Genomic DNA, 24,892 nt, shown 5'->3' with positions numbered 1-24,892 from the left:
TGAACCGACCCGACAGCGGAGGGGCAACGCATGCGCGATCTCGGCCTGATGTGCCTCATCGCCCTCGACGACAACACCGGGATCGACCTCTTCGCGCTGCGCCGGGCAATGCAGATGGTGGCGCCGCGCTCCTCGATCACCATCGAGCGCCGCCGTGCCGCACCCTCGGAAACCGCGCTGATCGTGGAAGTCGACGGCCAGCGTTTCGCCGTCCATGCCATCGGAGAGCGCATTCCCGAGACGGAATACCAGGAGGCCGTGGTCGGCAACCTGTTCTGGCCCGAGGCGGCGGATGCCATGGCCCGGCACCGCGCACGGGTCGCGATCTGCGGTGTCGAGCGCCACCTCGTGCACGGGCTGGTGCGCGCCCAGGCGGTGGCGCTGACACGGCTGGCCGCGGCGATCGCGGAGGTGACACCGGCCAGCGGCGTGCACTGGCTCGGCACCAAGGCGATGGCCTCGCCGGACCGGCTGCAGCGCGCCACCGGCGAACTCTCGCGCCATCTCTGGCCGGTGGATCTGTGGCTCGGCTACGTATTCTACGGCACCGACCGGCCCGGCGAGCGCCCGGTGGTCGGCGTGCAGACGATGGGGGCGGCGGATTATCTCGGCTTCGAGATCGAGGTGCCGCCCTTCGAGGTGGTCGACAAGATCGAACCGATCCGCATCCTGTTCGGCGCGGTCGGCTACCTGATGGCCTATGGCGATGCGATCCGCGACGGCACCCTCGTCGAGGTCAAGGGCGAGCGGCGGACGCATTACAAGCTGCATCTCGGCGGCGGCTCGCGTCCCGGCCTGGCTCAGCTCGAGGTGCTGCCGACGGATCACCGCAAGCTGCACTGAGCCGGCCGGCCGCGCCGTCAGCCCGCCTCGAGCTCGGCCTGCGGGATCACCGGGAAGAACCGCCCGCCGGAGCGCAGGCCGAACCAGTCGGTCCCGTCCACCGCCTCGGTCTCGCCGATCTCCACCAGCCGGTAGTAGCTCTTGCGGTCGATCAGCGCCTCGAGCCCGCGCCGCACATGCACATAGGGTGCCGGCTCGCCGGTCTCGGGGTCGCGCTCCACGCGGATCGGGTTCTCCTCGCCCGCCTCGGTCTCGTCGCCGACATTGGTGGTGAAGACGATCCGCTGTTCCGGCCCCGGCGCCTCGACGCGGAAATCCACCGCCACGAAGGGGGCATCGTCCACCGTGATGCCGATCTTCTCCACCGGCGTCACGAGGAAGTGTTTGCCGTCCTCGAGCTTCAGCACCGAGGCGAAAAGCTTCACCAGCTCGACCCGGCCGATCGGCGTGCCGAGATACCACCACTGCCCGTTGCGCGCGATGCGGATGTCGAGATCGCCGCAATAGGGCGGGTTCCAGAGATGCACCGGCGGCAGGCCGCGCTCGGTCTGCGCCCGCTTCACGGCGCGGGCCAGATCGTCCGCCTTGCCCGGATCCCCGAGCCCCGCGCCGGACGCCTCGGCCCCGGGCCGCGCTTTTTCCGGAGATGTCATGTGTGGCCCCTGTTGTCTTTTGCCGACTCCCATTACGTATTTATGGATCGATCATTGTCCACAAGCCGAGAGCGCGCATGTCCGAGAGCCCCGATCCCGTCGCCCGCATCGAAGCCGCCGGCCTGAGGCTGGCCGAGGCCCGCGCCGAGATCGGCAAGCGCATCGTCGGCCAGGAGGAGGTGGTGGCGCTGGCGCTGACCACCATCCTCTCCGGCGGCCATGCGCTGCTGGTCGGCGTGCCGGGGCTGGCCAAGACGCGCCTGGTCTCCACGCTCGGCACCGTGCTCGGGCTCGACAACAACCGCATCCAGTTCACCCCGGACCTGATGCCGGCGGACATCCTCGGCTCCGAGGTGCTGGAGACCGGGGCGGACGGCTCGCGCGCCTTCAAGTTCATCGAGGGGCCGATCTTCACGCGCCTGCTGATGGCCGACGAGATCAACCGTGCCAGCCCCCGCACCCAGTCGGCGCTGCTGCAGGCGATGCAGGAAACCGCGGTCACCGTGGCCGGCCAGCATCGCGACCTCGCGCGGCCTTTCCACGTGCTCGCCACCCAGAACCCGATCGAGCAGGAGGGCACCTATCCCCTGCCCGAGGCGCAGCTCGACCGCTTCCTGCTGCAGATCGACGTCGACTATCCCTCCCGCGACGAGGAGCGCGAGATCCTGCTCGCCACCACCGGCGCAGAGGAGGCGGAGGCTGCGGCGGTGTTCTCCGCGGCGGAGCTGATCGAGCTGCAGCAGCTGGTACGCCAGATGCCGGTGGGCGAGCGCGTGGTCGAGGCGATCCTGACGCTGGTGCGCTCGGCCCGTCCGGACGGGCCGGAGGCGCATGCCGCCGCCGCAGAGCGCCTCGCCTTCGGCCCTGGCCCGCGCGCGGCGCAGGCGCTGATGCTGGCGGTGCGGGCGCGGGCGCTGCTCGCCGGCCGCCTGGCGCCCTCGGTCGAGGATGTTGCGGCGCTGGCCCCGGCGGCGATGGAGCACCGCATGGCGCTCACCTTCGCCGCCCGGGCCGAGGGCGCGACGATCCGCTCGGTGATCGACGAGATTCTTGCCGACCAGGCCCTCGAGGCCGCCGCGTGAGGCGAACCGGGCACGCGAATCGTCCGGCCCCCGGCGGCGCCGGGGGAGCACTCGTTGCTCTGCGCCGCGCGGGTCTGGCGGCGCCCCTTGGCACGCCACCCTCAGGGGCGGACGACGCAGGTTCCCGGGAACACTTCCGCGACGCGCTGCCGGACCTCGCCAGCGCCCCGGCGGTCCTCGCGGCAGCCAGGCTCGCCGCAGCAGCGCCCGAGAGAAGGGGGAGCAAAGCCGCGCATCGGCGGTCCGGCACCCCCGTCGAAGACGTCGTCATCGTTGATAAGGCGCCCGGCGGCATCTCGCGCTTCTGCGCGGCGGCGCAGCCGTTGCGGAGCCATCGCCCCTTCGCCGCGATGGTCGCGCGGCTCGGCATTCCAGTGCCGGCGCTGGCCGGCGCGCAGGTGGTGCCGGACGGCTCCGGTCGCGGCAACAGCGCGAAGGGCTTCTGGACAGGGGCACCCGGCCGGCATTGCCTTGCCTCCGGCGCCAAGCGGAGAACCTTCGCGCGCCGCGTCGCCGGCGGAGAGACAACCGTTTCCCGCACTGAGGTCACCGGATGAGCCGTCTCGCCCCCCCCGCCACCTCGCGCGCGGCCTGGCTGCGCCGCGATGCCGAGCGGATCTCCGGCAGCCTGCCGCCGCTGCTGGTGCAGGCCGAGCGCATCGCCCGCTCGCTGGTGCCGGGGGCCCATGGCCGGCGCCGCCCGGGCCCGGGCGAGACCTTCTGGCAGTATCGCCCCGCGCATCCCGGCGACACGCTGGCGCAGATCGACTGGCGGCGCTCCGGGCGATCGGACCGGCTCTTCGTGCGCGAGATGGAGTGGGAGGCGGCGGAGACGGTGATGGTCTGGGCCGACCGCTCGGCCGCCATGGGCTACCGCTCCGAGCTCGCGAGCCGCAGCAAGGCCGAGCGCGCCGGGCTGCTGGCGCTGGCGCTCGCGGTGCTGCTGACCCGCGGCGACGAGCGCGTTGGCCTGCTCGGCACCGAGGCCGAGCCGCCGCGCGCCGGGCAGAGCCAGCTGCTGCGGATGGCGGCGATCCTCGCGGCCGAGCCCGAGAGCCCGCCCGATTTCGGCCATGCGCCGCTGATCCACACGCCGCGGGTCGGCCGGGCGGTCTTCCTCTCCGATTTTCTCGGGCCCGAGGAGACGATTCTCCCGGCGATCCGGCAGGCGGCGGCGCGCGGCATCGGCGGCGTGCTGGTGCAGATCCTCGATCCCGCCGAGGAGGAGTTCCCCTTCGCCGGGCGCACCCGGTTCGAGAGCATGGGCCGAAGCATCCGCTATGACAGCGAGCAGGCCGCCTCGCTGGCCCGGCCCTATCGCGACCGGCTGGCCGAACGGCGCGAGCGGCTGGCGCAGGTCGCCCGCGGCTGGCGGCTGATCCCGCACCGAACCGACGAGAGCCCGCGCAAGGCGCTCATCGCGCTCTACAAGAGCCTGGGAGGCGCATGATGCTGAGCCTCGGACCGCTCGCCTTCCTCAACCCCTGGCTGCTGGCCGGGCTTGCCGTGCTGCCGATCCTCTGGTGGCTGCTGCGCGCGATCCCGCCGAGCCCGCGGCGCCAGCCCTTCGCGGCGGTGCGGCTGCTGCTCGGCCTGGAGGACAAGGACCGCGAATCGGAGAAGACGCCGTGGTGGCTTCTGCTGCTGCGCGCGCTGGCCGTGGCGGCGGCGGTTCTCGGCTTCGCCCAGCCGGTGCTGAACCCGGCCGAGCGGCTGGTCGAGGACCGCGACGGGCCGCTCCTGCTGCTGATGGACCAGGGCTGGGCCTCGGCGCCGGACTGGGCGGCCCGGCAGGCGGCCGCCGCGGCGGCGCTCGACGAGGCGCGGGAAGCTGGCCGGGGCGTGATTTTCTGGCCGCTGGCGGAGAGCGCGCCGCCCCCGGTGGCAGCGGCCGAGGCGGTGCGCCCGGCGCTCGAGGGGCTTGTGCCCGCGCCCTGGGGGCCGGACCGGACGGCGGCGCTGACGGCGCTGGCGGGCGGCGCCCTGCCCGCCCCCGGCCAGACCATCTGGCTGCATGACGGGCTCGACGGGCCGGATACGACTGCGCTGGCCGCGCAGCTGGCCGATGCCGGGCCGCTGCGGCTGATCGGGCCGCCCCGGCCCGCACTGGCGCTGGCCCCGCCGCGGCTCGAGGACGGGCTCCTGGCCGCCGATCTCCTGCGTGCCGGCGGGCCTGCCGAGGAGATCCGCGTCGTCGCCTTTGCCGAGGATGCCAACGGCGCCGAGCGGCGCATCGCGGTGGCCGATGCCGCCTTCGCCGAGGGCGAGACCCGCGCCGCGGCCGTGTTCGACCTGCCGCCGGAGCTGATCCGGCGCGTCTCGCGCCTCGTGCTGGCCGATCGGCCGAGCGCCGGCGGCGCGGCGCTGGCCACCGGGGCGATCCGGCGCGTCGCAGTGGGGCTCGTGGACCCCGGCAGCGAGGCCACGGTGGTCTCGCTCACCTCGGCGCGGCACTATCTGACCAAGGCGCTGAGCCCGGTGGCCGACATCCGCGAGGGCAGCCTCGATGAGGTTCTCGAGCGCGAGCCGGCGGCCATCGTGCTGGCGGATTACGGCGCGATCGCCGAGACGGAACGAGAGCGCCTGACGGCCTTCGTCGAAGAACGGGGCGGGCTCCTTGTTCGCTTCGCCGGGCCGCGGCTCGCCGCCGCCATCGGCGAGCGAATCGGGCAGGAGGACGCGCTGTTGCCGGTGCGCCTGCGCCGCGGCGGCCGGGTGCTGGGCGGCGCGCTCGCCTGGTCGAGCCCGCGGCGTCTCGGCCCCTTCGACCCGGACGGCGTGTTCCGCCGGCTGGAGGCGCCGGGCGAGGTGGCGGTGCGCACGCAGGTGCTGGCGGAGCCCGGGCCGGAGCTGCAGGGCCGCGTCTGGGCGACCCTCGAGGACGGCACGCCGCTCGTCACCGCACGGAAGATGGGCGCGGGCCATGTGGTGCTGTTCCATGTCTCGGCCGACGCGGAATGGTCCTCGCTGCCGCTTTCCGGGCTCTTCGTGGAGATGCTGGGCCGGCTGATGGCGCTGGCGCCCGGACAGTCCGCCGCCGCCCCCGAGCCGGAGGCGCTCGGCGGCACGCTGTGGCGGCCGGAACTGCTGCTCGGGCCGGACGGCACGCCGCGTCCGGCCACCGGCGCGGAAGATCCCGTGCCGGGCGAGCGCATGGCGGAGCTGCGCGCCGGCGCCGGCCTCGCGCCGGGGCTCTATGCGCGGGCCGACCGCGGCGCCCGCCCCGCCGGCTCGCCGACCGAGCTGATCCTCAATCTGCACGCGGCGGAGGACCGGCTGGCGCCCTTCCCCGCCGCGCCTGCCGGCGCAGTGGAGGAGACCCTTGGCGGCGCCGAGGCGCAACCCTTCGCCGCGCTGTTCCTGACCGTCGCGGTGCTGCTGGCCCTGGCCGACATCGTCGCCACGCTGATCGTCTCGGGCCGGCTTTCGCGGCTGCGTCGACCGGCCGCCGCAGCCGGGCTGGCGCTGGCCGCAGCGCTCGGGCTCGGCCTCGGCCCGACCCCGGCGGAGGCGCAGCAGAGCACCAGCGCCGAGGCCCGCGCGGTGAACGCCACCGCCGAGACGACACTCGGCTATATCCGCACCGGCGACCCGCGCATCGACGAGGTCTCCGAGCGGGCCATGGTCGGCCTCGGCATGGCGCTGACCAACCGCACTGCGGTGGAGCCGGGCCCGCCGATGGGGCTCGACCCGGCGCGCGACGAGCTCAGCTTCTACCCGGTGCTCTACTGGCCTCTCAATGCCCAGAACCTGCCCTCGGAGGCGGCGCTGTCGCGGCTCGCCGGCTATCTCACCGGCGGCGGGCTGCTGGTGATCGACACGCAGAACGGCGCCTCCGGCTTCTCCGGGGCCTCCGAGGTGGAGATGCGCCGCATCGCCCGGGCGCTGAACCTGCCGCCGCTCGCCCCGGTGGACGCGGATCACGTGCTGACCCGCACCTTCTACCTGCTCGACCGCTTTCCCGGGCGCTGGCGCGGCGGGCGGGTCTGGGCCGAGGCGCCGCCGCCGGTGCGCCCCGGTGCGCCGCGGGCCTCCGACCTGCCGAGCTTCGACCGGGTGGACGACAACGTCTCGCCGGTGGTGGTCGGCTCGGCCGACTGGGCTTCGGCATGGGCGGTGGATCCGCGCGGGCGTTATCTGTTCCCGGTGGGCCGCACCGGCGACCGGCAGCGCGAGATGGCCATCCGCTTCGGCGTCAATCTCGTGATGTATGCGCTGACCGGGAACTACAAGTCCGACCAGGTGCACGCGCCCGAGGTGCTGCACCGGCTTGGCCAGTGAGCCCATGAGACGCAAGGAGAGAGCATGGCGGTGACCCTGAGCTTCGCGCCCCTCCTGCCCTGGGCGGCGATCACGGCGCTCGGCCTGGCCTCGGCGGGGTTCGTCGGCTTCGCGCTCTGGCGGGGGCTGCCGGGCTGGTGGCTGCGCGCGCTGGGGCTCGGGCTGCTGGTGCTCTCGCTGGCCGGGCCGCAGCTCCGCGAGGAGGCGCGCGAGGGGCTGCCCTCGGTCGCCTATCTGGTGGTCGACCGCTCGGAGAGCACGACGCTGGAGGACCGCGCCGGCCAGATCGAGGATGCCGCCGAGGCGCTGGCGGAATCGATCCGTGCGCTTTCCTCGCCGGATGCGCCGCTAGAACTCGAGATCGTCGAGACCGGGCAGGACCCGGAGGGCCGCGACGCCGGCACAAGGCTCCTCACCGCGCTCGACGAGGCCGCGGCGCGCACCCCACCCGAACAGATCGCCGGCGCCATCCTGCTCTCCGACGGGCAGGTCCACGACGCCGAGCGGCTGGAGGGCTTCCCCGCTCCGGTGCATGGCCTGATCGCCGGGGAGCGGGACGCCTTCGACGTGGCGCTCGACCTCGTCACCGCACCCGGCTTCGGCATCGTCGGCGGGCAGGTGAGCTTCGGCCTGCGGGTGCGCGTGCTCGGCGCCGCACCGGGGGAGATCGGGCCCAGGGTGCCGGCACTGGTGGCGATCGACGGCGGCGCGCCGCGCCCGGTGCTGCTGTCGCTCGGCTCCGAGACGCTTGTTCCCGTGCCCATCGAGCATGCCGGGCCGACGGTGGTGGACATCCGCATCCCCGAACGCGAGGGCGAGCTCACCGCGCGCAACAACCGGGTGATCGCCGAGGTGAATGGCGTGCGCGACCGGCTGCGGGTGCTGCTGGTCTCCGGCGAGCCGCATCCCGGGGGGCGCACCTGGCGCGACCTGCTGAAATCCGACCCGGCGGTGGACCTGATCCATTTCACCATCCTGCGCCCGCCGGCAAAGCAGGACGGCACCCCGGTTTCCGAGCTCTCGCTGATCGCCTTCCCCACCCGCGAGCTGTTCCTCGAGAAGATCGACGGCTTCGACCTGATCATCTTTGATCGCTACCGGTATCGCCGGGTGCTGCTGCCGGCCTATCTGGCGCGCATCGGCACCTATGTGCGCGAGGGCGGCGCGGTGCTGCTGGCCTCCGGGCCCGCCTTCGCCGGGGCCGACAGCCTGGCGCGCACGCCGCTCGCGGCGATCCTGCCGGCGCTGCCGAGCCTCGAGGTGATTGAGCGCCCGTTCCGCCCGCAGATCACCGATCTGGGCGCCCGCCATCCGGTGACCGCCGGGCTCGCCGAGGCCGCCGGGATCGGACCGGACGGTCCGCAATGGGGCAGCTGGATGCGCCAGATCACCGTCGAGCCGCGCTCGGGCAGCATCGTGATGTCCGGCATCGAGGACCGCCCGCTGCTGATCCTCGACCGGGTCGGCAAGGGGCGGGTGGCGCTGCTCGCCTCCGACCATGCCTGGCTCTGGACCCGCGGCCACGAGGGCGGCGGCCCGCAGGCCGACCTGCTGCGCCGCACCGCGCACTGGCTGATGCGCGAGCCCGAGCTCGAGGAAGAAGCGATGTTCACCCGCGTCGAGGGGCGGCGCGTGGTGATCGAGCGTCGCACCCTGGCCGAGCGCCCGCCGGAGGAGCTGCTGGCAACGCCCCCCGATGGCGCGGCGGAGCCCGAGACCCGCGCTCTGGCCTATGCGCCTGCCGGGCCCGGGCGCTGGCGCGCGGTGCTCGACGGCGCCGAGGAGGGGCTCTGGCGCTTCTCAGACGGCGAGCGCATGGCGGTGGCCGCGGTCGGGCCGCCCGCGCCGATGGAATATCGCAACCCGATCGCCAGCGAGACCCCGGTGGAGCCGCTGGTGGACGCCACCGGCGGGCGCATCGCCTGGCTCTCCGATGGCCTGCCGGACCTGCGCAGCGTCGCCGAGGGCCGCCGCGCGCATGGCCGCGGCTGGTTCGGGCTGGAGCGGCGCGACGCCTATCGCGTGACCGGAATCGAGCTGACGCCGCTCCTGCCGGCCTGGGCGGCGGCGCTGGCCACCGGGCTCCTGTTCCTCGCGGCCTGGCGGCGGGAGGGGCGCTGAGCCCCCTTTCCGCGGGCCGCGGCCTGCGCTAGAGAGCCCGCCCGCAACCGCACGCCCGAAGCACGGAGGCTCCCATGGCCAGGCGACGCCGAGGCCGGCCGCTCAATGGCTGGCTCGTGATCGACAAGCCCATCGGCATCACCTCGACCCAGGCGATGGCCAAGGCGCGCTGGGCGCTGCAGGCGCAGAAGGCGGGCCATGCCGGCACGCTCGACCCGCTCGCCACGGGCGTCCTGGCCATCGCATTCGGCGAGGCCACCAAGACCGTCGCTGCCGCGCAGGATGGGCAGAAGACCTATCGTTTCACCATCCGGCTCGGCCAGGCCACCGCCACCGACGACGCCGAGGGAAAGATCGTCGCCGAGAGCCCCGAGCGGCCGGACGACGCGGCGCTGGCGGCCGCGCTGGCCCCGTTCCGGGGCGACATCATGCAGGTGCCGCCGATCTTTTCCGCGGTGAAGCAGGACGGAGCGCGTGCCTATGACCTCGCCCGCGCCGGCGAGATCCCGGAGCTCGCGCCCCGGCCCCTCCATGTCGCGCGGCTCGAGCTGGTCGCGCGGCCCGATGCGGACCATGCCGAGCTGGAGCTCGACTGCGGCAAGGGCGGCTATGTCCGCTCGATCGCGCGGGACATCGGCCGGGTGCTCGGCTGCCACGCCCATGTAACCGCGCTGCGCCGGCTGGCGAGCGGCGGCTTCCGGATCGAGGACGCGCTGCCCTTCGACCGGCTCGACGCGGTGCGCGAAGGTCGGGCGGAGGCGCCGCTGCTGCCGGTGGCGGCCGGGCTCCGGGGGCTGGTGGAGATCCCGCTGCCGCCGGTCATGGCCGCGCAGCTGCGCGTCGGCCAAGCGGTGCCGCTGGCACCCGGCCGCGCGGCGGAGGGCGAGACCGTCTGGGCGTCCTGCGCCGGCACGCCGGTGGCGATCTGCAAGGCGGATGGCGCCCGCCTGCGCCCCGCCCGCGTGATCCTGCCCGACACGCCGGTCGCGGCGGACGGGGCCGCCGCGGCAGGCGACGGCGCCGGGCAGACCCGCTTCCCCGATCAGGGAGAATGAGGCAAAGTGGCAGCGGTATTGACCGCTGAAAGGCATTTTCCATGACGTCCGGACCATCGCTCACCAAACGCATCGCCATCGGCAAGCTGATCGGCCTCGCGATCGGCGCCGCCGGGTACTTCCTGCTGCCCGTGCTCTGGCCCGAGGTCGACCCCATGCTGCGCTGGGGCATCCTGCTCTGGTATCTCACCTTCGGCGCGCTCATCGGGGTGTTCGGCGTGTTCACCTTTCACCCGGTGCTGCGCCTGCCGCTGCCATGGTGGATCCGCGCGCCGTTTCTGGGCGCCTGGCTGAACCTGGTGCTCGTCTTCTTCGCCCATGTGCAGATGCGGGCGTTCCTCGAGGCGCTTATGGGGGCCGACAGCGGCTTCACCTCGCCCTTCTGGTTCGTGCTCGAGGGGGCACTCGTCGGAACCCTGATCGGCTATGTCGCGACCACGATCGGCGGGGAAGGCCGCGCCGCCATCGACGAGGCGGTGCAGTAACCCGGAAAGGGCGCAGATTCGCACTAGCATTTCGCTCCGGAAGCGTGCATAGAGCCCGCTGCCGTTCAAGTGACGGCAACCGCCGATCCCCGACCGTGCTGGACGACATCCCGGCCCTGGCCGCGGACGGCGAGACAACCCCCAAGTCAAGGAGCACACGATGTCGATCACGCCCGAGCGCAAGGAAGCGCTCATCAAGGACTATGCCACGAAGGACGGCGACACCGGCTCGCCCGAGGTGCAGATCGCGATCCTCACCGAGCGGATCACCAACCTCACCGAGCACTTCAAGTCGCACAAGAAAGACAATCATTCGCGCCGCGGGCTGCTCAAGATGGTCAGCCAGCGCCGCAAGCTGCTCGACTATGTGAAGGTGCGCGACGAGCCGCGCTACCGCAGCATCATCGAACGTCTCGGCATCCGCCGCTAACCTGAGACGCGGCCCGTCCCGACCCCGGGGCGGGCCGCCAGCCGTTCGTGCGCCGGCCCCTCACGCCCCGGGGGTGCGCCGCTGGTTTCATATGAGGGGCCGTCCCCCGCGGGGGGACCGTCCGGGCAGGGCCCGGGCGCCGACGAAGGGAAACATCATGTTCGAGATTTCACGCCAGTCGATCGAATGGGGCGGCGAGACGCTGACCCTCGAGACCGGCAAGATGGCCCGCCAGGCCGACGGATCGGTGCTGGCGACCTATGGCGAGACCACCGTGCTCGCCACCGTCTGCTACGAGAAGAAGCAGCGCGAGGGGATGGACTTCTTCCCCCTCACCGTGAACTACCTTGAGAAGTACTACGCCGCGGGCAAGATCCCCGGCGGCTTCTTCAAGCGAGAGGCGAAACCGACGGAGAAGGAGGTGCTGACCTCCCGGCTGATCGACCGGCCGATCCGCCCGCTCTTCGTGCCCGGCTTCAAGAACGAGGTGCAGGTCGTCTGCACCGTGCTGAGCCACGATCTCGAGAACGATCCCGACATCGTTGCGATGATCGCCGCCTCGGCCGCGCTGGTGCTGTCCGGTGCGCCCTTCATGGGCCCGATCGCGGGCTGCCGCGTGGGTTTCGACCACCAGGGCAACTACGTGCTCAACCCCAAGGTCGACGCGATGGAGGACATGCGCCTCGATCTGATCGTCGCCGGCACCCGCAACGCGGTGATGATGGTCGAGTCCGAGGCCTCCGAGCTCTCCGAGGACGAGATGCTCGGCGCCGTCACCTTCGGCCATGACGCGCTGAAGCCGGTGCTCGACGCGATCATCCGCCTCGCCGAGGAGGCCGCGAAGGAGCCCTTCGACTACAGCCCGCCGGACAACGCGGTTCTGATGGCGCGGGTGCGCGGCCTTGTCGAGGCGCCGCTGCGCGACGCCTTCGCGACGCTCGACAAGCAGGCTCGCACCGCCAAGATCTCCGCCGCCAAGGACGCGCTGCTCGCCGGCCTCACCGAGGAGGAGCGCGAGAACGGCAACGCCGTCGACGCCTGTTTCAAGGCGCTGGAAGCGGAAGTGCTGCGCGGCGACGTGATCAAGACCGGCAAGCGCATCGACGGCCGCGACCTGACCACCGTGCGCCCGATCGCCAGCGAGGCCGGCATCCTGCCCCGCACGCACGGCTCGGCGCTGTTCACCCGCGGCGAGACCCAGGCGCTGGTGGTCACCACGCTCGGTACCGGCGACGACGAGCAGATCATCGACGCGCTCGAGGGCGAGAGCCGCGCGCGGTTCATGCTGCACTACAACTTCCCGCCGTTCTCGGTGGGCGAAGCGCGCCGCATGGGCCCTCCGGGGCGGCGTGAGATCGGCCACGGCAAGCTCGCCTGGCGGGCGCTGCAGGCGGTGCTGCCGGCGCCGACCGACTTCCCCTACACGATCCGCATCGTCTCTGAGATCACCGAGTCCAACGGCTCGTCCTCGATGGCGACCGTCTGCGGTGCCTCGCTCTCGATGATGAACGCGGGCGTGCCGCTGAAATCGCCGGTGGCGGGCGTCGCCATGGGCCTGATCCTCGAGGAGAGCGGCGAGTTCGCCGTGCTCACCGACATCCTCGGCGACGAGGACCATCTCGGCGACATGGACTTCAAGGTCGCCGGCACCGAGGCCGGCATCACCTCGCTGCAGATGGACATCAAGGTCGCCGGCATCACCCCGGAGATCATGCGGCAGGCCCTCGCCCAGGCGAAGGACGGCCGGCTGCACATCCTCGGCGAGATGGCCAAGGCGCTGACCACGGCGGGCGAGTTCTCGATCCACGCGCCGCGCATCGAGACCATGCAGATCAACCCGGACAAGATCCGCGAAGTGATCGGCTCGGGCGGCAAGGTGATCCGCGGCATCGTCGAGGAATCGGGCGCCAAGATCGACATCAACGACGACGGCATCATCAAGATCGCCTCGCCGGACGGTGCCTGCATCGAGAAGGCGCGCGAGCTGATCAACTCGATCGTCGCCGAGCCCGAGATCGGCCGGATCTACACCGGCAAGGTCGTCAAGATCATGGATTTCGGCGCCTTCGTGAACTTCTTCGGCAAGCGCGACGGGCTGGTGCATGTCTCCCAGATGTCGTGGGAGCGGGGCCAGAACCCGAAGGATCTCGTCAAGGAAGGCCAGGAGGTCAAGGTCAAGCTGCTCGGCTTCGACGACCGCGGCAAGGTCCGCCTGTCGATGAAGATCGTCGATCAGAAGACCGGCAAGGAGATCACCCGCGAGGAGGCCGAGGCCACCGAGTGACATCACGCCGGGCGGCCTTCGGGCCGCCCGCGCAGCACCAGGACCACCCGGCGCGCCCCCCGCGCCTAGCCGGCGGGCTCGAGCCGGCTCTGCCGGTCCAGCGTGCCCTCGGCGCGCACCTCCTCGAAGATCCAGTCGCGGAATGCCCGGACCTGCGGACAGCGCCGGTGCCGCTCGGCATAGGCCACCGAGTAGATCGTGATCGGCGGCACCTCGATCTCGAACGGCCGCACCAGCCGGCCGCTGGCGAGCCCGGTCCGTGCCATCGCGTCATAGGCGAGCGCGACGCCCTGGCCCTGCTCCGCCGCCGTCAGCGCCATCTCGCAATGCGGCAGCCTCGGCCCGCGCTCGGCATCGCCCCCGGCGACCCCGGCGAGGCGGAACCATTTCGCCCAGGCATCGAGAACCTCGTCGTGCAGCAGCGTCTGGCGCAGCAGATCCGCCGGCCGGGCGATGCCCTCCCGCTCGAGCAGCTCGGGTGCGGCCACCGGGTAGCGCGCCGATTCCATGAGCGGCTCGCTGATCGCGCCGGGCACCGGGCCGACGGTCCACTGGATCACGATCTCGGCCCCGTTGGTCGCGAAATCGGTGCTGGGCGCGCCCTGCGAGACCGTGATCTCGATCCGGTCGCCATAGGGCGCGCGGCCGAGGCGCGGCACCAGCCAGCGCGACGCGAAGCCCGGCGTGCAATGCACGGTGATCGGGCTGGCATCCGGAGTATCGGCGACCTGGCGGGTGACGGCGTCGAGCGCGTCGAGGATCCGCGAAAGCTCGGTGCGGTAGGCCCGGCCGGTCTCGGTCAGTGCAATGCGATTGCCCGCGCGCCGGAACAGGCTGCGGCCGAGATGATCCTCCAGCGCGCGCACCTGATGGCTGACCGCCGAGGGCGTGACGCAAAGCTCCGCCGCCGCCTCGCGAAAGCTCAGCAGCCGCGCCGCGGCCTCGAAGGCGCGGATCGCGGGCAGCGGCGGCAGGCGACGGCGCATCGGTGATCTCCGCTCAACCTCGGGTGAAAAGGCGTCTTTTGTCCGAGTCGGCCCGACGATCCTAGCATGACGGAACGGTAATCCGAACCTGCGGAGGCTGTCATGCCGCTCACCCTCGTCTCCGGCCCGCTGCGGGCCGGGCTGGCCGTGCTCGTCCTGCTCGCGGCGTCCGCCGCCGCCGCTGCGGACCCCGACCGGGCCGCGCTGCGCTCCGTCGTGAAGGGGCTGGAGCGCTGGCTCGACCGGGCCGCGCCCTATCCCCGGCCGATGGAGGCGCCGGCCATCGTCTTCATCGATGCGGCCGAGGCGCGGGCGATGCACCGGCGCGCCGGGCGCCTCGACGGGCGGCTGCGCGGGCTCTATGCCGCGACCGGCGCCACGATCTATCTGGTGCGGCCCTGGTCTCCGCGCGATCCGCGCGACGTCTCGGCGCTGCTGCACGAGCTGGTGCATCACCGGCAGACAGAAGCGCGGCACTGGTATTGCGAGAATGCGCAGGAATGGGAGGCCTACCGGCTGCAGGCGCGCTGGCTCGGCGAACTCGGCATCGATCCGGGCTTCTACTGGCCGGCGATCCTGCTCGAGGCGAGCTGCACGCCGCGCGACATCCACCCCGACTGAGCCAGCCCCGCCCGCGCTCAGACACGGCTGGGGGCGGCAACCGGCCCGGCCTGCTTCGCGAGCTGCACCACCAGGATCGCCGCGGTGACGATGGCCACCCCCACCATGTCGAGCGGGCCGAGCGATTCGCCGAGCAGCACCGCCGCGAAGCCGACCCCGAGCACCGGGTTGAGGAAGTGGAAGACCGAGGCCCGCACCGTGCCGATGCGGCGCACCAGCACGAACCAGACCAGCGTCGCCGCCAGCCCCGGCACCAGCGTGGTGTAGGCGAAGGCCGCGAGCAGCGCCCAAGACCAGTCGACCGCCACCGGCGCCGCCAGCTCCGTCGCCGCCGCCACCGGCGCCAGCACCGCCGCGCCGACCAGCATCTGCAGCCCGACCACCATCACCAGATTGCCACCGGAGGAGGCCCCCCGCATCGACAGCGTCGCCGCCGCCAGCGCGATCACGCCGAGCACGCAGAGCCCGATTCCCGCCGGGTCGGCCCCGCCCTCGAGCCGCGCGCCCATGATGAGCCCGACACCCGCGAGCCCCGCGGCCAGCCCGGCGGCGGCCCGCAGACCCACCCGCTCGGTGCCGAGCACCAGCCCCGCCAGCGCCACCAGGAGCGGCATCGTCGAGGCGATGATCGCCGCCAGCGACGCCTCTACCGACTGCATCGCCACGAAGTTCAGCCCGAGATAGAGCGCGTTCTGGCAGATCCCGAAAACCGCCGTCGCCCGCCACTGTGCTCCGGTCAGCCGCCAGCTCTGGCCCATCGCGCGCGCGATCGCCACCGCCAGCAGCCCCGAGATCAGGAACCGCAGCGCCAGTGCCGAGACCGGCGGCGCCGCGGCCACGATGATCCGCGCCGAAGCGAAGGCCGAGGACCACATCGCCGCGAAGGCGAGGCCAAGCAGGAGGGCGCGCAGATCCATCGGAGGCTCCGGGGGTGGGGGTAGGCCGGCGCGACACTACACCCTGCGCCCGGCCACGCAAGATCACCCGCCCCTCAGGGTTGCGGAACGTTACCCGAGGGGGCCTTATAGGAGCCGAGGGGACAACTGGAGGCCGGCATGGGAGAATACAGCTTTACCGAGCAGTCGCCGCTCGAGGAGGGTTTCGAGGCGGTGTTCCACGAGCGCATCGTGCCGATCCTCGAGCGTCACGAGGCCGAGCGGCTGACGCTGAAGCGCAAGGCGCAGATGTGGATGGGCGGCACCGGGGTCGCCGGGCTCGGCGGCGCCGGCGCCGCGGCGGGCTTCGAGAACGTGCCGGTGGCGATCACCGCGGCGGTGGCCGGCGGCATCGGCGCCTTCGCCTCGCGGGCGGTCTACCAGCAGCGCTGGAAATCCGGCCTCGGCAGCGAGCTGTTGCCGATCCTCTGCGAGTTCCTCGGCGAGATGCGCTATGGCGACGCGCGAATCAACATCGGCACCTTCGAGCGGCTCGGCGTGGTGCCCGGCCATGACAGCGCCCGCACCGAGGACCATGTCGCCGGCAACCACAAGGGGCTCGACTGGGCGCTGGCGGAGGCGCATCTGAAATCCCGCACCCGCGACAGCAAGGGCCGCACCAAGACCACGACCGTGTTCCGCGGGCTGGTCTTCCAGATCGCGGTGGTGCAGCCGGCGCCGCGGATCTATTTCGCCAAGGACCGCGGCTCGATGTTCAACTGGGTCTCGGAGACCTTCTCCGGCACCCGCAAGGGCATGGAGAAGCTGGAGATCCCCGACGAGGAGTTCGAGGCGACCTACGAGGTCTATTCCGACGATATCGCCGCGGCGCGCGACTATATCGGCCCGGGCGTGATCGAGGGGCTGAAGACGCTCGCCCGCAACGAGGCCAAGCGCAGCTATATCGCCGCCGCCTTCGAGGGCGACTGGTTCTACCTCGCACTGCCCCGCTCGGGAGATTTCCTCTCGCTCGGCAGCCTGTTCCGGCCCACCACCGACATCGAGCAGGACCTGCACAACGCGCTCTGGGATCTCGACCTGCCGCGCCGCGCCATCGACGTCATCACCGGGCGCTGAGGCACGCGGCAGGCGCATTGCCAAGGCCGCCGGGCGCCGCCGGGATCCTCCCATTTCAACGGGAGGATCACATTATGAAACTGCACGCCCTTCTTCCTTTCGCCCTGCTCGGTGGCTGCACGTTCGGGCTCGACCGGTCCAATGTCGACGCCACGCCGCCGATGTTCGACCGCGTGATGGCCGGCCGCTATGGCGATGCCGCGGCCTGCACGGTGATCGAGATCCGGCGCAGCGACGACAGCATCCAGCCTCAGGTGCAGATGATCGAGCTGCCCGCCGAGCAACGCGCCGAGGTGCAGATCACCGCCACCAGCGGGCTGACAGGCACGATTTTCGGCGCCATCGCCTATTTTTCCGCCGAGGCCGAGGACAGGCACCGGGCCGTGGTGCGCGCGCCGATGCGCGGCGACGGCCAGCATGCCGTGGCCGCCGTCGAGCGATGCGCCGCCAGGCTTGCCGAGGCATCCGCCGGCGCTGCGGGCGCGGCGCGAGCCGCCCCGAAAGCCGCCAACCGCCGATCGCTCGCCGAGGTAGCGCGGGCCTACAACGCGCAGTGAGAGTGCGGCGAGAGGCTTTGCCGCGGGGCACGTGCCTTTCCGCAACGGACAGCTGGCGCTGGCTGTGGCATGGTTCGCCGACAGGGAAAATCGGCGAACGGAGGGGAGCGATGTCGCTTCTACGTCTTCTCAACGAGGCCCAGGATGGCCGGGGGCTTGCGACGCTGGCGAAGCGCTTCGGGATCGAGGAGACCGAGGCGGGCGAACTGGCGGGCATGCTGGCGCCGACCATCGCCTCGGCGACCCGCAAGCGCGCCGAGGCCGGCGGGCTCGACGCCGTCGCCGGCCAGTTGATGGGCGAGCGCGAGGCGGGCTTCTTCGACGACGCCGCCCGCGCCGCCGAGCCGGAGGGCCAGGCCCAGGGCCAGCGCTTTCTCGAGAACATCCTCGGCTCGCCGCAGGCAACGCAGGATCTCGCGGCCGAGGCGGCCGGGCGCAGCGGCGTCTCGCCGGGGATCGTGGAGCAGTTCCTGCCGGCAATCGCAGCGATGCTGCAGGGCGGCATGCAGCGCCAGATGCCGGACAACACCCTTCAGGGCATGATGGACGCCATCGCCGGCGGCGGCTCCGGTGCCGACAAGGGCGCGATCGGGGGTGGCATCGGCGGCGGCCTGATGGGTGCCGTGATGGGCATGCTCACCGGCGGCGGCAAGGACCAGGCTGAGGGCCAGGACGTCGGCCTCGGCCCGCTGCTCTCGATGCTCGACCAGGACGGCGACGGCTCGGTGCTCGACGACGTGCTCGACGGGCTGATGCGCCGCTGAGGCGAGGCGCCGCCCGGGCACCGGCAAGCGGTGCCCGGGCGGTGCGGTTCACGCGGTGGTGTCGGGGGTGTCCGGCGCCGCGCTGTCGGTAGGCGCGCCGAGCGCCACGGTGATGCCGGTGTCCACGGGCTCGATCCGGCCGAGCGCGCTCTTCTGCTCGTCGGACCAGGCGGCGACGAGCACCAGCCGGGCCTCGCCGCCATCGGCGTCGCATTCCGCCGCAGCCTGGAAGATCAGCAGCCCGTTCTGGTCGAGATAGAAGGTGTTGGGCCCGAAGGCCTGCTCGAGTTCGGCGATCACCGGGTGATCCTGCGGCAGGGGGTCGGCGCCGAGCACGGCCTTGGCGGCCGCGATCTGGTCGGTCGAGAGTTTCATGGGATCTGGCTTTCCGAGCCGGTGTTCGGACCGGGGATGCCCTTCCGGGCGCCGCCTGCGGTCCATCTCTGCGGCCGGATCGTCGCGGCCGCCACGGAAGGCCAAGGCTCGCAGGCCCGGCCGCCGGATGCAACCCCGCCCGGCCGCGCTCAGAGCGCGTTGCGCCGGTTGCGCCGCATCCGCCCGCATTTGTGCCGGCAGGTGGCGAGGCTGTCCGCCTTCCAGGCCGCGGCATAGAGGCTGGCGAAGGGCTCGTCGAGCATGATCTCCTCGAGCGGGCGGCTGCGCAGGTTGTAGCGCTCGGGACCCAGCCGGTGGCCGGCAAAGAAGCTGCTCTCCTCGCCGGAGCCCGCCACCCAGCAGCAGGCCGAGACCTGCCCGTGCGCCGAGATATAGGGCGAGTTGCGCGCCGCCGACTTGCAGTCGATGCCCTCGATGGGGCGCACCGGCGGGGCCGCGGCCTCTGCCGCGTCCTCCCGGCTCGCGAGCCGGATCTCGCCACCATCGAGCCGGAAATCCGCCGATTTCCGCGTGGGCGCTTCGAGCTCGCGCATCTTGCCATCGGGCATCTGGTAGGGGAAACGCCCCTCCGGCCCGAAGCGCACCGTGTCGATCAGCGTGAAGCCCTCGAAGCCGAGCGCGCGGGAACGGCGGAACGCCTCCTCGATCTGGTGCTCGTTGTGGCGGAAGATGATGAAATGCCATTCGGCCCGGGCGCCGGTCTCGATATAGGCGGCGGCGTTCTCCACGATCTTGTCGTAGAAGGTGCCGACCCGGTAGAGCCCGTTGGTGTCCTCGAGCCCGTCGATATGCAGCTCGAGCCGCGAGCCGGTGCGCGCCATGGCCCGGCCCATCCGGGCCCACCAGTCGGGCTTGCGCAGGCTGCCATTGGTGGCGATGGCGACGCGCACGCCGTGATCGGTGAGATGCTCGACGACCTCCAGCAGCTCGGTGGCCGCCAGCGGGTCGCCATAGGCGCCGCCGAAGATCACCTCGGCGGTGCGCGCCGACAGATCCGGGGTGAAGTGGCGCTGGAAATCCGCCAGCCCCAGCTCGACATTCGAGACCACCGAGCGGTCGGTACGGCAGCGGTCGAGATGCAGGGTGCGCGGGCACATCGGGCAGCCGGCATTGCACTTGTCGGTCAGCTCGATGTGGAAGCTGTAGGGCCGGGCGGGGTCGAACATGGGGCCTCCGGAGTCGCTTCCGGAGGCCTTAGCGCATCCCGGCCTGCTGCGCCACTCACGCCGCGTTGCGCGCAGAGATCACCCAGGAGGAGGAGCCCATCCAGATCCCGTCGCTGGTGACATGCGGGCGCAGCAGCGCCGCGAGATCGGCCTTGATCTCCGCCTCCTTCGCCAGCGCCAGGTCGCCGGCCTCGCGATAGACCTCGCCGGCGGGGCCGAGCGCGATCTGGAAGCCGATGGCGTCCTCGATATCGTCGCCCATGCGCACCATGGCATCGACCCGCTCGAAGACGATCTCCGAATAGCCGGCGGCGTGCATCTGCCCGGTGACGGTCTCCTGGTCGGCCATCGAGAAGGGGCCCGGCCCGCAGGTCTGCGCATCCTCCCCCGGCGGAGGCAGATGGCGCAGAACCACGTCGCGCGCGGCGGAGAGCCAGGGATTGTCGGCCCGGTTGCGCCAGACGATATGGGTGAGCTTCCCGCCCGGTTTCAGCGCCCGGCGCATGTTCCTGAGCGCCGCGACCGGGTTCGAGAAGAACATCGTGCCGAAGCGGGAGAACACCATGTCGAAATCGCCCTCGAAGGGGTGGCTCTCCACATCCGCCTCGGCAAAGACAATGTTGCCGAGCCCGCGCGCCGCGGCCTCGCGCCGGCCATAGTCGAGGAACCCGTCGCAGCAGTCGATGCCGACGACCTCGCCCGAGGGGCCGACCTGCTCGGCGAGCCAGCAGGCGGTGTCGCCGAAGCCGCAGCCGGCATCGAGCACCCGCATGCCGGGCACCACGTCGAGCCCGGGCAGGATCGCGTCGGAATGCCGGCTCAGCCCGCCCACCAGCACATGCTTGTACGTCACGAATTTCGGGACGAGGATCTCGTTCCAGAATCTCACGAACTCGGTCTGTTCGGCGCCGGCGGTTCCTGCGGTCTTTGCGGTCTCTGTCATCGCAACCTCACGCGTTGCCCCCGCGAGGCGCATGATAGCGCGATCAGGCAGGGCAATCCCGCGGGAAGTGAGGCGAAACGGCGGTTCAGCCGCCGAGCTGGCGCGTCACCGTCTCGCGGCGCACCGGCACGAAGCCCGCCCGCTGGTAGAGCCCGAGCGCGCGCGGATGGTCGAGCGTGCAGGTGTTGACCGTGACCCGCTCCACGCCCGGCCGGTCCCAGGCGCTGCGCACCGCAGTGTCCAGCAGCCAGTTGCCGAGGCCGCGCCCGATCGCCTCCGGCACCAGGCCGAAATAGGCGAGATCGCAGACCCCGGCCTCGCGGGTGTCGAGCATGAAGAAGCCGCCGGGCCAGCCATCGGTCAGCAGCGTGTGAATGGTCACCCTCGGGTCGCGCACGAACCCGGCAAGCTCGGCCTCCGGCCGCTCGAGCCAGTCGGTCCAGTGCCAGTCCGCCCCGACGGCGCGGTAGAGATAGAGGAACCAGTGCACCGGCGGCGCCTCGGCGGCAACGAGGGCCAGGCGCTGGCCCACGGGTAGCGGCCGCGGCGGCTCGGCCGGGCGCGCGGTCATCTCGAGATAGGTGACGATGACCTCCGCAGGCGTGCCCTGCCCGGCCTCCATCGCGGCTCAGTCCTGCCCGCCGCCTGCCGGCCCGGTCTCGATCGCGAGGTCGGGATAGGCGCCCCATTCGGACCAGGAACCGTCATAGACCGCGTTGCGCCCGTGTCCGATGCGATGCAGCGCCAGGCTGAGGATGCAGGCGGTCACGCCGGAGCCGCAGGTGGTGGCGACCGGCCGCTCCAGATCGACCCCGGCCGCCTCGAAGACGGCCTTCAGTTCCTCGGGCGGGCGCATCGTGCCATCCGCCGCCAGCAGGCTCCGGTAGTGCACGTTCATCGCGCCGGGGATATGGCCCGCGCGCAGCCCGGCGCGCGGCTCCGGCTCCTCGCCGGCGAACCGGCCGGGCGAGCGGGCATCGACGATCTGCTCGCTGCCGAGCTTCACCGCGCCGGCGACCTGGGTGACGTCGCGCACCAGCGAGGCATCGCGCCGTGCGGTGTAGTGGCGCTCGCGGATATCCGGTTCCATGTCCTCGAGCGGACGGTCCTCGGCGACCCATTTCGGCAGCCCGCCGTCGAGCACCGCCACATCCTCGTGCCCGAAGACGCGGAACATCCACCAGACCCGCGCGGCGGAGAACAGCCCGGCCTGGTCGTAGACCACCACCCGGTGCCCGTCGCCGATGCCGAGCCGGCGCACCGCCGAGACGAACTGCTCCACCGGAGGCAGCATGTGCGGCAGCGCCGATTTCCGGTCGGAGATCGCGTCGATGTCGAAGAAGCGCGCACCCGGGATATGGCCCGCGGCATACTCGGCGCGCGCGTCGCGGCCGGTATCCGGCAGGTGCCAGCTCCCGTCGAGGATGCGGATGTCGGGGCCGCCGAGGCGCTCGGCCAGCCAGTCGGTCGAGACCAGAAGGGTGGGATCGCTCGTCGGCATTTCGCTCCTCTCGGCTTTCCCCCGTCCTAGGGGCAGTGCGGGCGATAATCAACTCCCTGCCTGCGCCGGCGTTCAGAACAGGGCGCGGCGGATCAGATTGAGCCCCATGGCGAGGAAGACCAGCAGCACCACCTTGCGGAAACGCTCCGCCGGCAGCCGCGCGCGCAGCGCCTCGCCGAGCGCGAAGCCGGCCAGCGTCGGCAGGACCATCGCCGCCGAGAGACCGGCCAGCGGCGGCGTCAGCAGCCCCTCCCACCAGAAGCCGGCAGCCAGCGGCAGCGCGCCGAGGAAGATCAGCAGCCCGGTGGCGCGGACGAACTCGTCCTTGTCCACCCCGCGCCCCAGCAGATAGGCCACCAGCGGCGCCGCCCAGATCCCGGTGAGCCCGCCGAGCCCGCCTGCCAGCACCCCGAACCCGACCTGCGCCGCCCGGTCGTGCCGGGCCGCGATCGCCACCGGCACGAAGAACAGGTTCAACAGCGAGAACACCGCAACCACCCCGCCGATGCCGCCGACCAGCACGCGCTCGGAAACGGTCGCCGTCAGAGAGGTGGTGAACCAGAGAACCGTCACCAGCACCGCGCCGAACAGCGCATAGCGCCGCGCTGCGCCCATCACGTCGCCCATGCGCCAGACCTGCCAGGCATTGGCCACCACCATCGGCAGGCAGACCAGCGCGATCGCCTCGTGCGGGCTGACGATCTGCGACAGGATGCCGACCGACGCGGTCGGGAGCCCGATCCCGACCGTGCCCTTGATGGTTCCGGCCAGCAGGAAGGCCAGCGTCGCCGGCAGCGCCAGCGCCATGAGATCACCCATGCTCAGCCGGCCCGCGGCTTGCGCGAGAAGGTCATCTTCTGCCCGGCGAGCCGCTCCTGCGAGCCCGCCCAGGCATAGACGAGCAGCGCCGGATCGCGCGCGCCGACCGTGATGCGATGCATCCTCCCGGGCGGGTTGAAGATCATCGAGCCGGGGGCATAGACGCCGTCGTCGTTCTCCGAGACGGTGCCGGAGAGCACATAGTAGCTCTCGGTGATCCCGTCATGGGCATGGGCGGGATAGGTGCAGCCTGGCGCGAAGAGCACCAGCCCGAGGATGATCTCGCGGGTCTCCACCGGGCCCGAGGGGCCGGTGAACTCCGCGAAGGCGTAGCGCTCGGCGAGCCCGCGCGGCATCCGGTCGTAGCCGTGCAGCCAGGCCAGCCGGCCGGACACGTTCTCGATCGCCCGGACCAGCGGCGCCATGTGGGTCAGCCGGCCGCGGTCGAACGCGCGCCTGAGATGTGCGGTCACCGGCTTCGCCGCCGGCTCGGGAAAGCGCAGGCTGGGCGCCGCCGCCTGCACCCGGCGGATCGCCTCGCGCACCGCGCGCTGGTGACTGCGGATCTTGGTCGAGCCCCCGGCCCCCGAATTGCGGTAGAGTTCGTAGATCTCCGTCAGCAGATAGATCCAGTCCGGCTCCGCCGAGAGCCGCCGCGCCGCGCCGTCATCCGCCCGTTCCTGCAATGCCATTTCCCGCCTGTCCGTGCTATCTGAGAGGTAAGGCGAGGGAAGGGAGACCGCTATGCATGCCCGACGCATCTTCGCAGTTCTGTCCGCCGTCCTGACCGCATCCGTCCTCGTCTCGCCCGCCGTCGCACCCGATGCACGCGCCGAGACGCGCCGCGCGCTGGTGATCGGCAACGACGCATATCGCACGCTGCCCCGGCTCGAAAAGGCGGTCAACGACGCCCTCGCCGTCAGCGACAAGCTCGAGCGCCTCGGCTTCGCCGTGAGCACCCATGCCGATCTCGGCGAGCGCGAGGCGACGCTGGCGATCTCGGCCTTTGCCCGCAGCCTGGCGCCCGGCGACACCGCCTTCTTCTTCTATGCCGGTCACGGGGTCGAGATCGACGGTGAGAACTTCCTGCTGCCGGTCGATGTGCCCGAGGCGACGGCAGAGGACCAGGCCCTCATCAAGCGCGAGTCGCTGCCGCTCTCGGGGATCCTCGCCGAGCTCCGGGAAAGCGGCGCGGCGCTGACCATCGCGGTGATCGACGCCTGCCGCGACAACCCCTTCGAGACCGCCTATGGCCGCAGTATCGGCGGGCGCAAGGGGCTGGCGATGACCGTGCCCCCCGAAGGCAGCTTCATCATCTATTCCGCCGGCGCCGGGCAGGTGGCGCTCGACCGGCTGAGCGACGAGGACGCCGACCCCAACTCGGTCTTCACGCGCAAGCTGCTGCCGCTGATGGAGGAGCCGGACCTGCCGCTGCCGGAACTCGCGCGGCGCCTGCGGACCGAGGTGCGTGCGCTCTCCCAGCAGGTCGGCCATCGCCAGCGCCCGGCCTATTACGACGAGATGATCGGCAATTTCGCGCTGGTGCGCGGGGCGCCGGAGGTTCCGGCAGAGGCCGGACCGCCCGCCGCCGAACCTGCCGCGGCCGTCGATGCCGCCCCTGCACCCGCGGGCGCCGCCGTGCCCGACGAGCCGGGCACCCGCACCGCCGCCACGGCTGCGGAGGCGCCGGAGGCCGCTGCGCCGGAGCGCCGGACCGAGCCCCTGCCGCCGATCGAAGAGGCCTTCCAGGCGGCCCGGCAGGCCAACAGCATCGAGGGCTGGCAGAATTTCCTCACGGCCTATGGCGGCACCGGGCATTTCTACCTGCAGCTCGGGCAGGATGCGCTCCGCGTGCTCGAGGTGCGCCAGAGCTTCTGAGCCGCTGCAACCCCG

The 24,892-nt window shown here is 72.0% G+C and carries 25 protein-coding genes; 15 read left to right on the top strand and 10 right to left on the bottom strand.

Going from position 1 to position 24,892, the window contains the following annotated elements; genetic code table 11:
• The first annotated feature begins 30 nt into the window (after positions 1 to 30).
• A complete protein-coding gene (locus QSJ97_RS14940; protein WP_285672606.1) occupies positions 31 to 843 on the top strand; it encodes a hypothetical protein in 813 nt (270 codons plus the stop codon).
• A 17-nt stretch (positions 844 to 860) separates the two neighbouring features.
• On the opposite strand, the gene QSJ97_RS14935 is transcribed toward QSJ97_RS14940, so the two are convergent.
• Positions 861 to 1,496 (bottom strand): DUF1285 domain-containing protein, encoded by a 636-nt coding sequence (locus QSJ97_RS14935; RefSeq protein ID WP_285672605.1) that lies wholly within the window; start codon positions 1,494 to 1,496, stop codon positions 861 to 863.
• Between the two features lie 77 nt (positions 1,497 to 1,573).
• Here QSJ97_RS14935 and QSJ97_RS14930 point away from each other — a divergent pair, with 77 nt between their 5' ends.
• The 9 genes from QSJ97_RS14930 (at position 1,574) to pnp (ending at position 13,234) form a co-directional block, all read left to right on the top strand.
• Positions 1,574 to 2,578, top strand: a complete 1,005-nt coding sequence (locus tag QSJ97_RS14930) for an AAA family ATPase (protein WP_285672604.1) — start codon at positions 1,574 to 1,576, stop codon at positions 2,576 to 2,578.
• The gene (locus tag QSJ97_RS14925; protein ID WP_285672603.1) at positions 2,575 to 3,135 is read left to right on the top strand and encodes a hypothetical protein; all 561 of its coding nucleotides are present in this window, start codon (positions 2,575 to 2,577) and stop codon (positions 3,133 to 3,135) included. Before QSJ97_RS14930 ends, QSJ97_RS14925 begins: the two co-directional genes overlap by 4 nt.
• Positions 3,132 to 4,028, top strand: a complete 897-nt coding sequence (locus QSJ97_RS14920; RefSeq protein ID WP_285672602.1) for a DUF58 domain-containing protein — start codon at positions 3,132 to 3,134, stop codon at positions 4,026 to 4,028. Before QSJ97_RS14925 ends, QSJ97_RS14920 begins: the two co-directional genes overlap by 4 nt.
• Positions 4,028 to 6,859, top strand: coding sequence for a DUF4159 domain-containing protein (locus tag QSJ97_RS14915; RefSeq protein WP_285672601.1), 2,832 nt, complete (start codon positions 4,028 to 4,030; stop codon positions 6,857 to 6,859). Before QSJ97_RS14920 ends, QSJ97_RS14915 begins: the two co-directional genes overlap by 1 nt.
• Before the next feature lie 24 nt (positions 6,860 to 6,883).
• Positions 6,884 to 8,980, top strand: a complete 2,097-nt coding sequence (locus QSJ97_RS14910; RefSeq protein ID WP_285672600.1) for a glutamine amidotransferase — start codon at positions 6,884 to 6,886, stop codon at positions 8,978 to 8,980.
• Positions 8,981 to 9,054: 74 nt separating this feature from the next.
• Positions 9,055 to 10,035, top strand: a complete 981-nt coding sequence (gene truB / locus QSJ97_RS14905; RefSeq protein ID WP_285672599.1) for a tRNA pseudouridine(55) synthase TruB — start codon at positions 9,055 to 9,057, stop codon at positions 10,033 to 10,035.
• 41 nt (positions 10,036 to 10,076) lie between these two features.
• The gene (locus tag QSJ97_RS14900; protein ID WP_285672598.1) at positions 10,077 to 10,520 is read left to right on the top strand and encodes a hypothetical protein; all 444 of its coding nucleotides are present in this window, start codon (positions 10,077 to 10,079) and stop codon (positions 10,518 to 10,520) included.
• 160 nt (positions 10,521 to 10,680) lie between these two features.
• Positions 10,681 to 10,950 (top strand): 30S ribosomal protein S15, encoded by a 270-nt coding sequence (gene rpsO, locus QSJ97_RS14895; RefSeq protein ID WP_285672597.1) that lies wholly within the window; start codon positions 10,681 to 10,683, stop codon positions 10,948 to 10,950.
• Positions 10,951 to 11,107: 157 nt separating this feature from the next.
• Positions 11,108 to 13,234, top strand: a complete 2,127-nt coding sequence (pnp, locus tag QSJ97_RS14890) for a polyribonucleotide nucleotidyltransferase (RefSeq protein ID WP_285672596.1) — start codon at positions 11,108 to 11,110, stop codon at positions 13,232 to 13,234.
• A gap of 65 nt (positions 13,235 to 13,299) precedes the next feature.
• On the opposite strand, the gene QSJ97_RS14885 is transcribed toward pnp, so the two are convergent.
• Positions 13,300 to 14,220, bottom strand: a complete 921-nt coding sequence (locus tag QSJ97_RS14885; protein ID WP_285672595.1) for a LysR substrate-binding domain-containing protein — start codon at positions 14,218 to 14,220, stop codon at positions 13,300 to 13,302.
• A gap of 102 nt (positions 14,221 to 14,322) precedes the next feature.
• Here QSJ97_RS14885 and QSJ97_RS14880 point away from each other — a divergent pair, with 102 nt between their 5' ends.
• Positions 14,323 to 14,841 carry a DUF6647 family protein gene (locus tag QSJ97_RS14880; RefSeq protein ID WP_285672587.1) on the top strand — a complete coding sequence of 173 codons (519 nt, stop codon included), beginning with the start codon at positions 14,323 to 14,325 and terminating at the stop codon, positions 14,839 to 14,841.
• A gap of 17 nt (positions 14,842 to 14,858) precedes the next feature.
• On the opposite strand, the gene QSJ97_RS14875 is transcribed toward QSJ97_RS14880, so the two are convergent.
• Positions 14,859 to 15,758 (bottom strand): DMT family transporter, encoded by a 900-nt coding sequence (locus QSJ97_RS14875; RefSeq protein WP_285672586.1) that lies wholly within the window; start codon positions 15,756 to 15,758, stop codon positions 14,859 to 14,861.
• 138 nt (positions 15,759 to 15,896) lie between these two features.
• Between QSJ97_RS14875 and QSJ97_RS14870 the strand changes: the two genes are divergently transcribed.
• The 3 genes from QSJ97_RS14870 to QSJ97_RS14860 all read left to right on the top strand — a co-directional run bounded on the left by QSJ97_RS14870 (position 15,897) and on the right by QSJ97_RS14860 (position 18,174).
• The gene (locus tag QSJ97_RS14870; RefSeq protein WP_285672584.1) at positions 15,897 to 16,853 is read left to right on the top strand and encodes a DUF3137 domain-containing protein; all 957 of its coding nucleotides are present in this window, start codon (positions 15,897 to 15,899) and stop codon (positions 16,851 to 16,853) included.
• 74 nt (positions 16,854 to 16,927) lie between these two features.
• Positions 16,928 to 17,410: a hypothetical protein gene (locus QSJ97_RS14865; protein ID WP_285672583.1), complete on the top strand. Its 483-nt coding sequence runs from the start codon at positions 16,928 to 16,930 to the stop codon at positions 17,408 to 17,410.
• A 110-nt stretch (positions 17,411 to 17,520) separates the two neighbouring features.
• Positions 17,521 to 18,174, top strand: a complete 654-nt coding sequence (locus QSJ97_RS14860) for a DUF937 domain-containing protein (RefSeq protein WP_285672582.1) — start codon at positions 17,521 to 17,523, stop codon at positions 18,172 to 18,174.
• 48 nt (positions 18,175 to 18,222) lie between these two features.
• On the opposite strand, the gene QSJ97_RS14855 is transcribed toward QSJ97_RS14860, so the two are convergent.
• The 7 genes from QSJ97_RS14855 to QSJ97_RS14825 form a co-directional block, all read right to left on the bottom strand.
• Positions 18,223 to 18,549: a hypothetical protein gene (locus QSJ97_RS14855; protein ID WP_285672581.1), complete on the bottom strand. Its 327-nt coding sequence runs from the start codon at positions 18,547 to 18,549 to the stop codon at positions 18,223 to 18,225.
• Between the two features lie 149 nt (positions 18,550 to 18,698).
• Positions 18,699 to 19,736: a radical SAM protein gene (locus tag QSJ97_RS14850; RefSeq protein ID WP_285672580.1), complete on the bottom strand. Its 1,038-nt coding sequence runs from the start codon at positions 19,734 to 19,736 to the stop codon at positions 18,699 to 18,701.
• A gap of 55 nt (positions 19,737 to 19,791) precedes the next feature.
• Positions 19,792 to 20,679 (bottom strand): class I SAM-dependent methyltransferase, encoded by an 888-nt coding sequence (locus QSJ97_RS14845; protein ID WP_285672579.1) that lies wholly within the window; start codon positions 20,677 to 20,679, stop codon positions 19,792 to 19,794.
• 85 nt (positions 20,680 to 20,764) lie between these two features.
• Positions 20,765 to 21,301, bottom strand: a complete 537-nt coding sequence (locus QSJ97_RS14840; protein WP_285672578.1) for a GNAT family N-acetyltransferase — start codon at positions 21,299 to 21,301, stop codon at positions 20,765 to 20,767.
• 6 nt (positions 21,302 to 21,307) lie between these two features.
• A complete protein-coding gene (sseA, locus tag QSJ97_RS14835; RefSeq protein WP_285672577.1) occupies positions 21,308 to 22,180 on the bottom strand; it encodes a 3-mercaptopyruvate sulfurtransferase in 873 nt (290 codons plus the stop codon).
• A gap of 72 nt (positions 22,181 to 22,252) precedes the next feature.
• Entirely contained in the window at positions 22,253 to 22,999 is a 747-nt protein-coding gene (locus QSJ97_RS14830) for a sulfite exporter TauE/SafE family protein (RefSeq protein WP_285672575.1), read from the bottom strand.
• A gap of 2 nt (positions 23,000 to 23,001) precedes the next feature.
• A complete protein-coding gene (locus QSJ97_RS14825) occupies positions 23,002 to 23,691 on the bottom strand; it encodes a dimethylsulfonioproprionate lyase family protein (RefSeq protein WP_285672574.1) in 690 nt (229 codons plus the stop codon).
• A gap of 52 nt (positions 23,692 to 23,743) precedes the next feature.
• Here QSJ97_RS14825 and QSJ97_RS14820 point away from each other — a divergent pair, with 52 nt between their 5' ends.
• Positions 23,744 to 24,877 carry a caspase family protein gene (locus QSJ97_RS14820; RefSeq protein WP_285672572.1) on the top strand — a complete coding sequence of 378 codons (1,134 nt, stop codon included), beginning with the start codon at positions 23,744 to 23,746 and terminating at the stop codon, positions 24,875 to 24,877.
• The last annotated feature ends 15 nt before the right edge of the window (positions 24,878 to 24,892 follow it).

The sequence above is a fragment of the Paralimibaculum aggregatum genome (assembly GCF_030270585.1).
In the GTDB taxonomy this organism is placed as follows: Bacteria; Pseudomonadota; Alphaproteobacteria; order Rhodobacterales; family Rhodobacteraceae; genus Thermohalobaculum; species Thermohalobaculum aggregatum.
The sequence above is the reverse complement of the archived record's forward strand: the minus strand, read 5'-3'. Positions and strand labels throughout refer to the sequence as shown.